Consider the following 13,962-nt stretch of genomic DNA (forward strand, 5'->3'; position numbering starts at 1 on the left):
ACGAATCGACCGGCGCATGGCACAACAATACGGCACCTCGCAACGCCAGGAGTTATCGCAACGGCGTATCACACTAGATCCGCGCACGTTCCTCGAACGTGTTGGCGGATCGTTGACGCACCCGCGCACCTATGCGCGCTTCCAGATCTCGATGGCGGTGTTGGCGTGCGTTCTGGCCTTCGTCTGGTTGCCGATCACCATCTTCATGGTGCTCTTGCAGATTTGGTTCTCGTGGCAGCGGCACGAGATGCCAATGCGCTACCCAAAGGACTTGGGTGGTATCGATCCTTCGCTGGATGTCGAGAAGCCGAACCCGAAAGGAAAGGGTGAGATTGTCGAGCGGAACGAGGCGGACGGCATCCTCTACATCGGAAACCAGCGCTCGATCGACAGGGCCGAACATCTCAAAGAGCTATGGGTGACCAACTCGGACGCCCGGACCCATATGCTGTTGATGGGAACCACCGGCTCGGGCAAAACGGTCACCTTGCTCAGCCTGTGTTTCAATGCCCTCGCGTGGGGGTCGGGCTTTTTCTATTCTGACGGCAAGGCTGATTCGAGTCTGCACGCCGCAGTCTGGTCGTTGTGTCGCCGCGTCGGGCGCGAGGATGACTACCTCGTCTTGAACTTCATGACGGGCGGAGCGGACCCGTACAAGAAGAAGAAATCCACCGAGAAGACTTCGAACGGCACGAATCCATGGTTTGAGGGTGGGCCGGACTTTCTGTCACAGCTTTCGTCTTCGCTTCTGCCCAAGGCGAGCGGCGATGGTGCGCAGTGGCAGCAGAAGGCCGTCAACATGATGGACGCGCTCATTCGGACGCTGTGCTACGAGCGCGCGGTTGGCAACATCACGCTTTCGATCGGGGTGATCCGAGAGTACCTTGCGCTCCCGAATCTGGTGAAACTGTACCTGAAGGGCAAGAAAGGAGAGATTCCCGAGTTTGCTTTCCTGCCGATTAAGGCTTATCTGGAAACCGGGTTGCCGGGTTTCAAACCGGATCAGGCGGACAAGCCTGACAAGTGGGACCAGACGGTATGGGACCAGCACGGATACCTGACCGGCCAGTATGCCCGCACGCTGTCGATGTTGATGGACACCTACGGGTACATCTTCAAGGACAAGTATTCCGAAGTGGACATGATGGATGTGCTGCTGAACCGGCGCATTCTCGTGGTCATGATTCCGACGCTGGAGAAGTCGTCTCAAGAGGCAGCAAACCTCGGCAAGCTCGTTGTGTCGAGCATCCGGTTGATGATGGCGATGAACCTCGGGCACAAGCTCGAAGGAACATACAAGGACATCATCGACACGAAAGCCACGAAGTCTCCGGCACCGTACATCATTACGATGGACGAGCTTGGCTACTACTTCGCGGAAGGCATTGCGCTCATGTTCGCGCAGGCCCGAAGCCTGGGCTTCATGATGATCGCGGCAGGGCAGGATATTGCTGCGATGGCAAAGGGAGAGAATAAGGAAGAAGTCGATTCGATGATCGCCAACACGAAGATCAAGTACACGTTGGCACTTGAAGATCCCGACAAGACGCTCGATGTCTTCAAGAAGGTCGCCGGGCAGGCGATTACCGTCGAGACTGGCTCCTACGAGGGGTCAGTGAACAACTTCACTTCTACTAGCTATAGGCAGAACCTTACCGGTTCTATCCAGCGGCGCGATCGCATCGAATTGCAGGAGTTGAAGGCGCTCAAGGAGATGCAGGGCGTCCTGATCTTCAAGGACCAGGTGACGCGCGCACGCAGCTTCACGTGGTTCCATTCAACCAAATTCTCGGATCTGCCTTTCCGCCTCAACCGCTTCCTTCAGGTGGACCGCCCGAAGCGAGAGGATCTGACCGATAAACTGAAGCCCATTGACCAGGCGGACGCTCGCTTTACCACGATCGACCGGATCATGAAAAAGATCCGGCTCGGGCGAGCGCCTACCTACATTGGAACGATCGATCCGGTTGTTGATGCTTTGCTCGATACCTACCGCGCAATCGAGGCCCACAATCCGAACGAAACCGCAGTCAATCGCGGTATCGCGTATTACGTTGCTGCCGTCGCAGCAATGCGCAAGCACAAGGCGGACGAGGCAGGGCGATATTGGGAGCCGATCGAGGTCGATCCATCGACGCTTGATGATGCGCCGCCGATGGATGTGCAAGGTGAAGAAGACGCACCGATGGCCTTCGCTCGCCCTGCTGCGGGAGATTCAGCGTTGCAGGATGGTGCGCGCAATCCGGTCTATCACGATCCGCCATTGCAGGAAAAGGCGAAGGAAGGCGAATCGTTCGAAGATCTCGTCCGCCAATTTACCGAGGCACCGTCCGAAGCGAAGCAGGCTGATCCCTCTGCGTTTGTGCCGCCCGATTACGACGCTGCCCAGGCGGTCTCGCCGGCGCGGATCGATACGTCGGCCGGTTCGAAGAAGATTGAACCGGCTGTCGATCCGATGGGTGGTGCGCCGGCAGCGGACGACGATCTGGATGCCTTCTTGCGGCGCTTCCAGTCGCCCGAGGTCGATGGTGCTGCGGACGCTTCTACGGTGGCCGATTCGACGGCGAGCGAACCGGTGACGCACGCGGCCGAGCAACCGCCTGCCGGTGCGTTTGCGGAGGAGGTGGTTGCAGATCTGGATTCGGCGCTGGCGGCGAACGTCGGCGAACGGCAAGCAAAAGAGGTTGTGATCGGGTTCACCGAGAAAACGGCCGAAACGTTGGTGAAGATCGAAGAGGCTCTCGGCAGCGAAAACCCGGTGGAATCCATGAAGACCACCGAGGCCGAGATCTCCGCTCAACTGAAGTGGACGAAGCCGGTGGACGAGATGTCCGAAGCGGATCTGGATAACATGTTCAGCGACATCGAGGCAACGATCAGTCGGTCGGCAAACAGGGTGAAGGGATGATCGGTCGAAGGGACTTTTGCAAGGCGTTCGCTGCGGCTGCGACACTGGCTCCATTGGTTTCGCCCGCGAGGGCGAGCGTACAGGCAGGCCAGGGCGTGCCGACGCTGCTATGGGTCCGTCGAGGGAAGGAAGAGGTAACGGTCGATTATTCAACCGAAGAGGGATTCCGTGCGATCTCGTGGATGCTGCGCGACGTGGATGCCGGTGTGGTCGGTGCCCCGGTCTGGTCGCTGCTACAGTTGTGGTCGTGGATGCAGGCGTGGCTCGCAGCATATGGAACGCATGCTCGGTTTGACATTCATTCCGGCTTGAGAACCAAGGCAACCAATAAACGCTACGAAGGTAAGTTGGACTCGCAGCATCTGCCGGACTTGAGCATGAGGTTCCGCGCCATTGATTTCAGTTCCCCCTCGGTCTCGGGCGAATATCTTGGTAGGCTCGCCTGTCTCTGTCGTCAAGGGGGTGTTGGCATCTACTTGCGCGACTTCACGCACATCGACACGCGTGGGGACGTCAAATTCTGGCGGGCCTACTAGGGTATTGGGTCGCAAACGCTCCCGCTCCTTCGTGCGCTCGCGCACACACGCGTCTGACGAATTGTTGCGGGAAATTACCTCCTTACGGATTATGTGCAACGCACCTTTAGATGCGTATAATCAATGCGATACATAATCCACAACGGAGTACCGTATGGTTTCCAGTGTTGCGGGACAAGGTCCAATTCCTGGCGGCGCAACCTCGGCACCGTCATTTTTCAGCCAGAAACCGATCACAACCCTCGTGGGTGGAGCACTCCACGTCAACAAGGCGGCACTGTCCGCTAGGGCGCAAGCCGCGCCTGGCGTGGCTTCCGACGATGACGGTCTGTTTCTGCGCCTGATTGCCGCAATCAGGCAGTTCTTCGCCCGCTTATGCCGGGCAATCCTCCCCTCCAAGTTCTTCGCCTCGTCGGTGGCAGACAATAGTCGTCCAGATGGCTTCGCCGTATCGCCGCAGGGTGGTCAGTCGTCGCCGGCGATGTCCGAGACAGATCAGGAACTCGTGATCGACGGATTGCCTGAATCCAGTCTGGATCGTGTCCGGCAGACCATCGATGAGATGGTCAACGTGGCGGTCGGCGATACGCTTCCGAATTCTCTGAAGGCGGCTCTTGCGATGCCTGAGCTTGGTCGTCGCCAGGCATTTCGCGTGCTCTTGCAGCAGAACTTTGGCGACACACGCCAGATGCGGGAGGTTCGCGTAGAGCTTCGTCGCCAGATCGAGGAAATGATCGAGCCGTTTGCGAACGAATACGGCATCGATAAGGAAACGGCCTTGACGCTGTTCCGGGCCGATCTCGAGAACGGTGGCGGTGCAATCGCAGATCGCGTAGATCCCAACAGTGAAATCCGGGGGCATGTTGCCGAGTTGAAGCGGCTGGAGACGGCGCTCGCGGCGCTCGCCAAAGCGCGCGGCACGATCTGCACTCGCGCAATGGAAGCCGGAGCGTACACCCGCGAGGAACTCGCGGTCGTGGTCGCGGCGCAAGGTCTCGACACGGAATTCCTGTTCAAGGCGGAAGCGGTGGCGGCTCAGCCGGCCGACACAATGCCTGAGACCGCCTCGCCGGCCACATCTTCGCCTCCATCGGCCAATGTCGTTTCGATGGCTGACTACCGTCAGTCGTCGGATTCGAACGTGCCTGCGGACTACACGCCGATGGAAGGCCAACCTTTGTCACCCGCTGTTGCAGGAGCGGTCGATCTGCTTATTGAGCAGGGTGTTATCGAGCGGGAGGCAGCGCAGGAAATCGCGCAGTCTGTCGTCGTTGACGCTGCACTGAGTGACGAATCGGAATTTGAATTGGAAGCGGACGCACACGGGGATGACCTGGGCGACTTCTTCAAGAAAGACAGGGCTTCCAAGCCTGCGCCGAAACCATGAGTCAAAAATTAAAGGAAGGACCGATCCGTTCACTTGATCTCGAAAAGTGGCGGACCAAATACGGCCTGACCATCAGCGCGGCGTGCGAACTGCTTGGTTTGCAGCGTGCAACGTGGGCAGAGCTTCAGAAGAGACCGGACAAAGAGGTTGATGACGCAACTGTTTGTGCGCTTCTCACTCTGTACGAGCGACATCCTGAAACGATGCCGATCACGCGAGTAATCGATATCAGGCAGCGCATGGTCAGTCTTGGCTACGATCCGGACAACCCGAAGGACAAGAAGTGCTTTGCCGGAGCCACTGGCCGTGAGGCCGCAGCGGTGTACCGGTGGGTAAATGGACAGGGAAACGTGAGCAAGCCGGTTGAACGCCTCTTGGAGGCGCTGGACCGCTTGCACACGGAGTCGGGCAAGAAGAAGCGAAACGTGCTCGAAAGCGTTGCGATGGAGGTTGCGGAACGCGCGGGCGTTCGCGACCCACTATCGCGAGGGTCGTGGCGTCGTGAGAGCTAAAGAAAGTTAGGGGAGGGGTGATGATAAAAACGAAGCGCCCTGGTATCGACGTGACAGTGGTGCTCTTCTATAAGCCCGGCAGCGTGCCTGCACGCATCAGCGTTCAGGAAGTAACATTGCCGCTGTCTCGATCGATACGTGGCTATACGACGGGCCTGTCGGGGCATCAGCGCCTCGATGGCATGATGTACGCTCGCCAGTACGCCGATGCAAAGCGACTTGAAATGATAGTCATCGACCTTCTGGTCGGGTTTACGCAACCGATCTATCCCAAGGTGCTGCCGCCCGAACTCGTGTCAGAGCATGACGTGCTCAATCTGTTCCGGGTTTCCAAAAGCCTGATTGCCGAGATCGCTGCGCACTGGAAGAAGTGGGTCAAGGAAGACGAAGGGGAATCAGCCGAGAATACATACGACTGGTCCCGGCCGACCGACTTCGTTGCTCGGCGGCCGGACTTGCTGCCCCGGCTGCTGAAGTTGAAGACGTTCTCGCACATCAATGTGGTAACGCATCCTGTGATTACCGCATACAGCGACCGTCCGTTGACGGCGACCTCATTCCGTGTGGGCTACTCTCACATCGAACAGGCGTCCGCGCGTTTCCACCCGGATATCGAAGTCGTTCTGTAGCGCAGCACGGTAACGCCTCCCAAAGCCCCGGCATCAAGCGATGCGCGGGGCTTTTCTATTTTGGGCGTCGGCGCAAAGAAACTTGTAACCGCGTTGCCGGTTTTCCGATGTCGTTGCCATGTCTGAGTGTGGGCATGGTGCTCATTGGAGATGAGGATGAAAAAGTTCTGCTTGTTGTGCTCCGGTCTTCGGACCTCTGTTCCCGATGATCTGCTCGATCAGTTGCGGACTCTGCCCGGTGTGCAGATAAATCGTGTTACGTCGGGGATCGTCAGCGTGTACTTCGATGGTACTGAAACCGAACTGCAAACACTTCTCGCCGAAACGGAGTGGTCCGCGTTCCACGTTCGCATCAGCGAGAGTCGAACATATCGCTTGTAACAAGTGCCTCACTGTTCCCGAGATTGGTTGATCTATAGGTCAAAAAAGTACTTGACGATGGTTGATCTATAGATCAATAATTAGGCGCTGGTTATGGTTTGACAATGTGTGTTGTGACGACGGGGGTGATATGGCATTCAGAACGCTTGCTCAGGCGGCCGAATTCGGCGCGGTCGCTGCGCAGTATCTCCAGTTGCGTCAGTCGCATCCAACGATGCGCGCACTGACGATCCACCGCTACATCCGGGATGACGAGGGACTGACGCCTGTGCAGTTCGAGTGCGCAACGGAGCGCGGGCACGATTGGGGCTACAGCGGGACGGCCTACGGTGGTGATGACGAAAGTTACCTCGGCGAGGGACGTTGCTATTGCCGCTATTGCGGCGCGGACGGCGACGCATAGCAGTAGGAACACAAAAGCGCTTTGCGCTGTAGTACACCAAGATACGGAGAGCTAGTCATGTTTAGAACGCGTCATCTGAAGTGGGTGATTTGTGAGTCCTGCGCGGGTAACTGCAAGCGCGAGCACCCGGCATTTTCCAACGGCATTACGTCGAGCGAGTGGGCGGAATGGACGCCGGAAGAACAGGAGACGTATATGAGCGGTGGCTACGACGTGGCTTGCGATCCGTGCAAGGGTACGGGGAAGGTGCAGGTGCCCGATGTGTCGCGCATGTCGTTTGGTGAAAAGCGCGAATACGTGAAGTACCTGCGCGAAGAGGCCGCAGAGCGTCGGCTCAGCCGCGAGATGGCGGCCGAAATCGCCGCTGAGCGGCGCATGGGCTGCTGAGCTTTTCATGCCCCGCGCGTGCGGGGCGTTTCTGAACCGATCATGGAAGCAATGACATGCCGCGCACGATTGAAGAACCGGTAACGAGAACGATTGAGGATGGCGCTCTGAAGGGACGCACTGTCACTACGCATCCTTGCTACGCACAGATCGGCGCGAATCGTGTGAATGGTGGCGCAGTGCTGTATGGGTCAGACTTCACGCATCAAGGAAGCATCCGTATTGCTATTCAGACTAGCGAGCTACACCGGGATCTCTCCTATGATCGCTACCACTCCGACCGGACGCTGATCGAAGTCGAGATGAGTGAGGCGCAATGGGCGACGTTCGTGTCGAGCATGAACATAGGCGATGGAGTTCCATGTACGCTCACGCGTCGCGACGGCAAGATGGTGCCGTCGCTGCCAAAGCCGACACCGCGACGTGAGAAGTTCAATGAGGAGGCGGCGCAAGCCTGCAAAGAGGCGTTTCAGGCGATCGACCAACTACAGCAAATGATTTCCGACACGAAGCTTTCGCAAAAGCAGCGTGACGAACTTGCGAAAACGGCGGAGCGCATCCGGTCGAGCTTGAATAGTAGCCTGCCGTTCGTGCTTGACCAGTTTAGCGAGCACATGGAAGAACAAGTGGAGCAGGCAAAGATCGCGGTGAATGGCTACGTCCAATCACGCATGACCCGAGCGGGAGCGGCAGCACTCGGCGTTGATATGAATGGCGGCACGCTGACGCTGACCGACGAATGAACGGACCTGCGATGGGAAATCGACATCATGTAACGATGTTCGGCAGGAACGAGCCGATCAACTGGCCGGTTCCTCGCGAGCTTTCTGAGGCAGAACGAGCAATCGTGACGCTTTATCGCGTGGGTCCGGTCGATGTGTCTGGACTCAAAGGCTTTGACGACCGGACGATGAGGATGCTGACGAATCGGAAGACAGTCGGCGTCTTTTCGGGTGAGAAGCTGGTCGGAGTCGTTCGGCATCGCTTTCCGGGAGATGAGACCGTTGTGTACACGTTGACGGGTGCGAGATTACCCGTTCTCTTCGGCGCAGCGGGCGAGGGATTGCAGAACTATAGCCAGAGCATCATCGCGCTCCATTCGCTGATTGTTGACGATTCAATAGGGACCAATGAAACAGGCGACGACGTATCCAGTTCTGACGCCTGACGAGGCGAAGGAGCTTTTGCGACGCAAGGGATGGTCGAACAAAGCCCTTGCGTTCTGGTGGGGCTTTTCGGAAGAGTACATCAGCCGCACGATCAACAATGTTGACCGTAAGCGTCGCGACGACGACGCACTGCGCGGCTTGCCGAAGTGTCGGAAAGCCCTCATTGAAAACTAACTGAGCGAGTAACTTCATGTACGACATTCTGGAAGTGCTGTTTTTTCATCAGCCGAGCGCGGATAGGCGAGCCGCGCTCGACCGGTTGCAGGAGGCATTGCATGGAGACTTCGAGGTCGAGGGACACGAGTTCGTGACGGAGACGCCGCTGGACGACTCCCGCCAGGTGGTGCGGATCATCGCATCAAGTGAGGAATTCGAATCCGGCCAGGACTTCGAGGAACGCGTTCGCGAGCTTGCTTCGGAAGACGAATTCCAGTGGCAGCGTATCGGCGCAGTTCCGGTCGGTGGGACCGAGACGGTCCTCTGCTAGAGAGGCACGGCAACGCTGGCAGATCTAGGCGCGACCAAATAACCTCAAGCCGATCTGCCGCATGAGTGGGGCGAGAAGTACCATCTAGAAGGGGAATCGCATGGCTGACAAGACATTCCGCGTCAAACTGAAGCGCGTGACCTACGCGGAGGTTGTCGTTGACGCTGAATCTGCTGCCGCTGCCAGGCAACGGATCGAGGACGATGGACCTCATGACTGGTTCGTGACAGCGGAAATCGGTGGCATCGATACGACGACTATAGTCTCTGTGAAGTTGGAGGCTCGCTAAGCAAGCGAGGCGCGACCAAATAACCTCAACAGAAGAGGGCGAACCATGGCCTTGTTTGCCGATGAGCGCGGCGCGGTGCTATCGCCTTGCGGCACGTTCCGCTACTACCTGTGGCGAGAATGGGACGCATCGAAGCCGACGATGCTGCTGCTCATGTTGAATCCAAGCAGGGCCGATCACAGGCGCGACGATCACACAATCACGAAGTCGATCGCGATCGCGCGCAATCTCGGGTTCGGCCGCCTCGACGTGGGCAATCTTGCGGCATTCCGTTCGTCCGATCCGGGTGAACTACGTCATGCGTCTGATCCGGTTGGTCCAGAGAACGATGCGCACCTTCGACGGATGCTGAGTGATGCACATACGACAGTCTGCGCGTGGGGTGCAAACGCAACGCTCCTGCCGGGTCGAGTGGAGATCGTTTCAGCCTTGATGCGCGCAGCAGGCGTGACGCCGTATGCGTTGAAATTAACGAATGGTGGATATCCGAGTCATCCGCTCGCGCGTGGCAAGGGCTTCATTCCGACAACGGTGTCGCTTATACCGTTTCCGATCGGGGGGTAGGTCGTGGCTCAACAGCGGTCGATCCACGCCTTCATTTCCTCCACCCATGCGCTGCACGGCGCTCATAGTCGCGGTCCTTGATTTTGATCCAGTCGGTCGAGCGGCCGGCGCGATATTGAGATGCAATGCGTTTCGCGACCATTCCCTCAAAGCCGTATTGCCGCACGAGGGAGAAAACCTGCTCGCCGTCGCCGACGACGCTGCTCGAATACACAAGCATGTCGGTGTTGTCAAAGCAGTCGCGGAGTTGAGCTTTGCGCTCAACGAGGGGGAGGTCGCGAAGATCCGCGTCGCCCGACGCCATCATATCGAAGAGGTAGAGCCTCGCGGGGTCGCGACGCGCGGCAGCAACGACGTTTTTCAGGACGGACAGGCGCGCACGGTCCTGAAGACGCTTGAATGCCGCCGGTCCTTTCGCGTCCGCGACAGTTAGTTCGGCATCCAAAACAAAATCGCCGGGTAGAGCGCACACAGCCGCCACGATCTCGGGAAATGAACGGTTGAACGGTTTTCCCTGCTTGCTGATCAGGTCAACGCGCGTGCCTTCCTTCCTCACCAGGCATCTGAAGCCGTCGTACTTCCATTCGTACAGCCAGTCTTCATCCGAGAAAGGTCGCTGCCGCAGTGTCGAGTGCATCAGGTCAGTTGACTCGATTCGAAGCATAGCGCCTCAACCAGTGGGTGACGAAAAAGGTCGTGCCTTCGTCATTGCGTGTCCCCTACGGAGTCGCTATGGCTGACGCACAAAGTGCGCCTGGTGCGGCCCGTCCGAAGAGTGCGGGGACCGCGCGGGCGTTTCGGGCCGCGCGCTCGACGCTCGATCCATCCCCAATTGTTCTCCTACCAAATTTCTTGACTGTCAGGCAAATAATTGCGAACATGGCGTAAATTGCGTATCGTTGATGCGATACGGAAAACAGGAGAGGTGGCTATGACGAAAGACGAAGTGGTTGCCCTGATCGCGGAGCGGACCGGCGCATCAAGGGCTCGGGCCGCGAATGCTCTCGAAGCGGTGATTGATGGCTTGACGGCCAGCATTCGCAGCAACGGCTACGCGAAGATCCATCGGTTGTGTTCGTTCTCTCTGGTCGAGCGAGCGCCTCGGACAGCGCGCAATCCGCGCACTGGTGAAGTTGTCCCGGTTCCGGCGCGCAAGGTCGTGAAAATCAAACCGCTCCAGGCGTTGCGCGACGCCGTGGAGCGTTAGTCAGGTGGATATCGCAAGGTGAGCATTGACATGGAAAACACATTGCCTGGAGACCAAGGCTCGGCGGCGCAGGGCGACTCGAAGGTCGAGATGACGCCGTTAGGCAAGCTGGTCATGGTACTCGTTGCCATCGGACTCGCGTTTGCGGGTTGGACTTACTACCAGGGGCAGGCCAGCGGGCCGCACGGGGCTGTGGTTGGCAGCCATCCAGCGGCGCGACCGGTCACGCCCGCAGTGCCTCGACCCTCACAGGCATCGACTGGTGCTCCTACCGTGGATCAGGTGTCGCAGGAGCTTTCGAAGGAGCGGCACGAGCGCGCCATCCAGGTTGCTGCATGGCGCGCGGTCTCGGAGGCGGGCAGACAGCAGCTTGCCGACTTGACTTCGGCAATGCAGTCCCTCGACGCAAAGGTGGAGGCAATCCAGAAGATGCCGACGCCTCCGCGTCCTGCCAGGGATGAAGTCGCCGAAGGGGCGAAGGCTGTTCACAAGGCGGCTGATGCCGCGAAGGCTACTGCGTCGATCGACGTTGCGTCGCTACCGATCGAGACCGTCACGGCCCAAGCCATGAACCTCACCGGGTTCGGCAAGGGCGTCGTCGGCATTGGCAACCAGAAGCTTTCAGTTGGGCAATCGTTGCAACAGGGCGAGACGATCGTGGCGATCGACCCTGAGAGCAGATCGATCGTCACCAACCGCCGCATCATCAACGTTACGAATTGAGGTAGACGATGAGCGAATCTCGTTTCTTGACCCGTGTTGGTATCGGTCTCGGCCTTGTCCGTCGAACCGTGCCAGAAGTGAGAATGCAGACCATCAATGAAGCTCCGGTCGCGCCGGCAAGCCAGGCTCGACGGGTGCAGTCTCCGCAAGCGGGGAATGCCGCTGCGCCCTCGCGGGCAGCGACTAACGTCGCGCCGCGTCAAAGCGTGGCACCGGCACCCTCAACGATCCAGCCATCCCGACCGATTCCGGCCGCCCCTGCGCCGCAGATTCCCGATGGATTGCCCACTCGTGCGAACGAGACCGATATTCACACGGTGATCCCTGCGGCGGCGCAACTGAACGGCGACCTGACGATCGAAGAAAGCATCGTGCTGCGGTGCGTGGTGCGGGGTAACGTCACTCAGGAGGGCGACCATCAGGTGGTGTTGACCGAAACGGGCGGTATTCACGGGACATTGCGCGCGCGCACGGCGGTGATCGGCGGGACGGTCGAAGGCGACGTGTTTGCCGATCGCGTAGTGGTCCTCGAAACGGGCATGGTTCACGGCAACATCGAATACGTGACCCTGGCCATGAAGGAGGGGGCGACGGCGAACGGGCTGCTGACACGCACCGTCCCTAACCTACTCGACAGCAGTGACGGCGCATCGGTCTTTTCGCCCGCTGCCGCGACAATCCTCCACTCGGTTCCGATGGCGGAACAAGAGCGGGTGGCGTGACTACGCGCTCGTTGATTTCAGTGACGCTTGTGGCGTGGAGCGCGCTGTGCGCGTTTCTCGCGCAGATTCACTTTCCGCATTTTCTTGTGATTTGCGAGTCGGTCGAAGCCTTGTACGGTGGCATGGCCGACGATGCGGTGGTGTACCGCGTGATGCAGGCGCTGATAGGTGCGCTATGGATGGTTGGGGTCTTCGCCATCGTAGCGGTCACGCTGACTCGCAGATCCCGGCGCGCAGCTTCGCGCGCACGTCACTGTAACGCACGCTACGCAGAAGAATGAAGATCTTCCTCGGGTATAACGACTACCTCCGCAAGAAGGAAAGCAAGGACGTTCCGGTCTATTGGGACTCGGAAACGCTCATCAATCCGCACCTCATCCTGTGTGGAAAATCAGGCACCGGGAAATCGTACCAACTGCTTCGTTTCATAGACGAAGCGCTGAAGACGGCCGGACCTGGTTTCGAGCGATATCACAACCTCGACGTTCATGGCGATCTGATCGTGCCCGGTGAATCCCGCGTCGAATTTTCGCGTGCGACCCGGTATGGCTACAACCCGCTTGTGCTCGACCCTAATCCGAAGTCGGGGGGTGTCGATCGTCAAATCAACTTCCTGATCTCGACCATCAACCAGACTTCTCGCAAGCTGATGGACCGACAGGAAGCGTGCATGCGAAACATCCTTTCCGATGTCTATGCGGCTTACGGGATCTTCGAGGAAGAGCCTGATACCTGGACTCGTGAGGAGATGACCGAGACGATGCGTGCCGAGATGTGGGCAAGCCGTCGGTGGTCGGATATGCAGCGCTACTATCCGACGCTTGAAGATGCAATCGCACTCGCCGAGCGCAAGTTGAAGGCGATGTATGGCGGCCTGAACATGAACGAGCAAGGTAATCGTGCGGTTGCCGCGCTCGAGGAGATGAACCGTGCTGCGGCGCAGATGAATCGTGCCGTGACGACCAGCAACAAGAAGATCGACATCGAGGACAAGGAGAAGGCGCAAAAGCAGTTGGAGGTAGCCAAGGGCAAGTACCTTGAGCGTGTCAACGACTATGTGTCTTCGATCGAGACAGGGCGCGAGTTTGACGACCTGATCAAATACGACTCCAAGGAAGTCCTGAAGGGCGTCATTGATCGCCTGAAAAATCTGAAGGCAATCGGAATTTTCAACGGCAACCCGCCACCGTTCGATGAGAATGCAAGGGTGTGGTCCTACGACCTGACGAATCTCGATGAAGAAGACAAGTTCGTTTTCGCAAAGGTCCGCGCGCAGCACATCGCCCGCAAGCGCAAGCTCGGTGGATTGCAGTATGAAATCAAGGAAATCATCGGACTGGACGAATCACCAGTCGTGTTCGATGAAAATCCCGACAGTATCTACAACAAGATCGCCAAGGAGTTGCGGAAGTTTGGGCTTGCCCTCTGGTGTGTGGCGCAGACGCCATCGGACTTTCCGGAGGGCGTGATCACGACGGTGAGCACGAAGATTCTTCTCGGCATCGACAGCTACTATTGGACGGCATCCTGCAAGAAGCTGAATATCGATGAGAGCGTTTTGAAGTTCATTACCCCGCAGAGGACCATCGCCGTCTATATGGACAAGAAGGGGTCGATGAATTCGAAGTTCAACAACGTCCAGTTGCAGTAGGAGCTAT

Annotated in this window: 18 protein-coding genes; 17 read left to right on the top strand and 1 reads right to left on the bottom strand. The window is 58.2% G+C overall.

Going from position 1 to position 13,962, the window contains the following annotated elements; all coding sequences use genetic code 11:
• Positions 1-16 precede the first annotated feature (16 nt).
• The 12 genes from AB4Y31_RS29860 (at position 17) to AB4Y31_RS29915 (ending at position 9,652) form a co-directional block, all read left to right on the top strand.
• Positions 17-2,908: a TraM recognition domain-containing protein gene (locus AB4Y31_RS29860; protein WP_368677165.1), complete on the top strand. Its 2,892-nt coding sequence runs from the start codon at positions 17-19 to the stop codon at positions 2,906-2,908.
• Between the two features lie 95 nt (positions 2,909-3,003).
• On the top strand, positions 3,004-3,444 hold the full coding sequence (locus AB4Y31_RS29865) for a YcbK family protein (protein WP_368677166.1): 441 nt from the start codon (positions 3,004-3,006) through the stop codon (positions 3,442-3,444).
• A 154-nt stretch (positions 3,445-3,598) separates the two neighbouring features.
• Complete coding sequence (locus AB4Y31_RS29870; RefSeq protein ID WP_368677167.1) at positions 3,599-4,831, top strand: hypothetical protein; 1,233 nt, start codon at positions 3,599-3,601, stop codon at positions 4,829-4,831.
• Positions 4,828-5,343: a hypothetical protein gene (locus AB4Y31_RS29875; protein ID WP_368677168.1), complete on the top strand. Its 516-nt coding sequence runs from the start codon at positions 4,828-4,830 to the stop codon at positions 5,341-5,343. The genes AB4Y31_RS29870 and AB4Y31_RS29875 overlap by 4 nt, the downstream gene beginning before the upstream one ends.
• A 20-nt stretch (positions 5,344-5,363) precedes the next feature.
• A complete protein-coding gene (locus AB4Y31_RS29880; RefSeq protein ID WP_368677169.1) occupies positions 5,364-5,972 on the top strand; it encodes a hypothetical protein in 609 nt (202 codons plus the stop codon).
• A gap of 511 nt (positions 5,973-6,483) precedes the next feature.
• Positions 6,484-6,756: a hypothetical protein gene (locus tag AB4Y31_RS29885; protein ID WP_368677170.1), complete on the top strand. Its 273-nt coding sequence runs from the start codon at positions 6,484-6,486 to the stop codon at positions 6,754-6,756.
• A gap of 57 nt (positions 6,757-6,813) precedes the next feature.
• Complete coding sequence (locus AB4Y31_RS29890; RefSeq protein ID WP_368677171.1) at positions 6,814-7,143, top strand: hypothetical protein; 330 nt, start codon at positions 6,814-6,816, stop codon at positions 7,141-7,143.
• Between the two features lie 56 nt (positions 7,144-7,199).
• A complete protein-coding gene (locus AB4Y31_RS29895) occupies positions 7,200-7,886 on the top strand; it encodes a hypothetical protein (RefSeq protein WP_368677172.1) in 687 nt (228 codons plus the stop codon).
• Positions 7,883-8,311, top strand: coding sequence for a hypothetical protein (locus tag AB4Y31_RS29900; RefSeq protein WP_368677173.1), 429 nt, complete (start codon positions 7,883-7,885; stop codon positions 8,309-8,311). The genes AB4Y31_RS29895 and AB4Y31_RS29900 overlap by 4 nt, the downstream gene beginning before the upstream one ends.
• Before the next feature lie 191 nt (positions 8,312-8,502).
• Positions 8,503-8,799: a hypothetical protein gene (locus AB4Y31_RS29905; RefSeq protein WP_368677174.1), complete on the top strand. Its 297-nt coding sequence runs from the start codon at positions 8,503-8,505 to the stop codon at positions 8,797-8,799.
• Positions 8,800-8,899: 100 nt separating this feature from the next.
• Complete coding sequence (locus AB4Y31_RS29910; protein WP_368677175.1) at positions 8,900-9,088, top strand: hypothetical protein; 189 nt, start codon at positions 8,900-8,902, stop codon at positions 9,086-9,088.
• 45 nt (positions 9,089-9,133) lie between these two features.
• A complete protein-coding gene (locus AB4Y31_RS29915; protein ID WP_368677176.1) occupies positions 9,134-9,652 on the top strand; it encodes a DUF1643 domain-containing protein in 519 nt (172 codons plus the stop codon).
• 31 nt (positions 9,653-9,683) lie between these two features.
• On the opposite strand, the gene AB4Y31_RS29920 is transcribed toward AB4Y31_RS29915, so the two are convergent.
• Positions 9,684-10,289 (bottom strand): DNA ligase, encoded by a 606-nt coding sequence (locus tag AB4Y31_RS29920; RefSeq protein WP_368677177.1) that lies wholly within the window; start codon positions 10,287-10,289, stop codon positions 9,684-9,686.
• Positions 10,290-10,583: 294 nt separating this feature from the next.
• On the opposite strand from AB4Y31_RS29920, the gene AB4Y31_RS29925 reads away from it, so the two are divergent.
• From AB4Y31_RS29925 to AB4Y31_RS29945, 5 genes are read left to right on the top strand one after another with little or no spacing between them, the layout of a single operon-like run.
• Positions 10,584-10,859, top strand: a complete 276-nt coding sequence (locus AB4Y31_RS29925) for an HU family DNA-binding protein (protein ID WP_368677178.1) — start codon at positions 10,584-10,586, stop codon at positions 10,857-10,859.
• A gap of 30 nt (positions 10,860-10,889) precedes the next feature.
• Positions 10,890-11,582, top strand: a complete 693-nt coding sequence (locus tag AB4Y31_RS29930) for a hypothetical protein (RefSeq protein WP_368677179.1) — start codon at positions 10,890-10,892, stop codon at positions 11,580-11,582.
• A gap of 8 nt (positions 11,583-11,590) precedes the next feature.
• Positions 11,591-12,304 (top strand): polymer-forming cytoskeletal protein, encoded by a 714-nt coding sequence (locus AB4Y31_RS29935; protein ID WP_368677180.1) that lies wholly within the window; start codon positions 11,591-11,593, stop codon positions 12,302-12,304.
• Entirely contained in the window at positions 12,301-12,585 is a 285-nt protein-coding gene (locus AB4Y31_RS29940) for a hypothetical protein (RefSeq protein ID WP_368677181.1), read from the top strand. Before AB4Y31_RS29935 ends, AB4Y31_RS29940 begins: the two co-directional genes overlap by 4 nt.
• The gene (locus tag AB4Y31_RS29945) at positions 12,582-13,955 is read left to right on the top strand and encodes a DUF87 domain-containing protein (RefSeq protein ID WP_368677182.1); all 1,374 of its coding nucleotides are present in this window, start codon (positions 12,582-12,584) and stop codon (positions 13,953-13,955) included. Before AB4Y31_RS29940 ends, AB4Y31_RS29945 begins: the two co-directional genes overlap by 4 nt.
• The last annotated feature ends 7 nt before the right edge of the window (positions 13,956-13,962 follow it).

This window comes from Trinickia sp. EG282A, assembly GCF_040965455.1.
GTDB classification, from domain to species: Bacteria; Pseudomonadota; Gammaproteobacteria; order Burkholderiales; family Burkholderiaceae; genus Trinickia; species Trinickia symbiotica.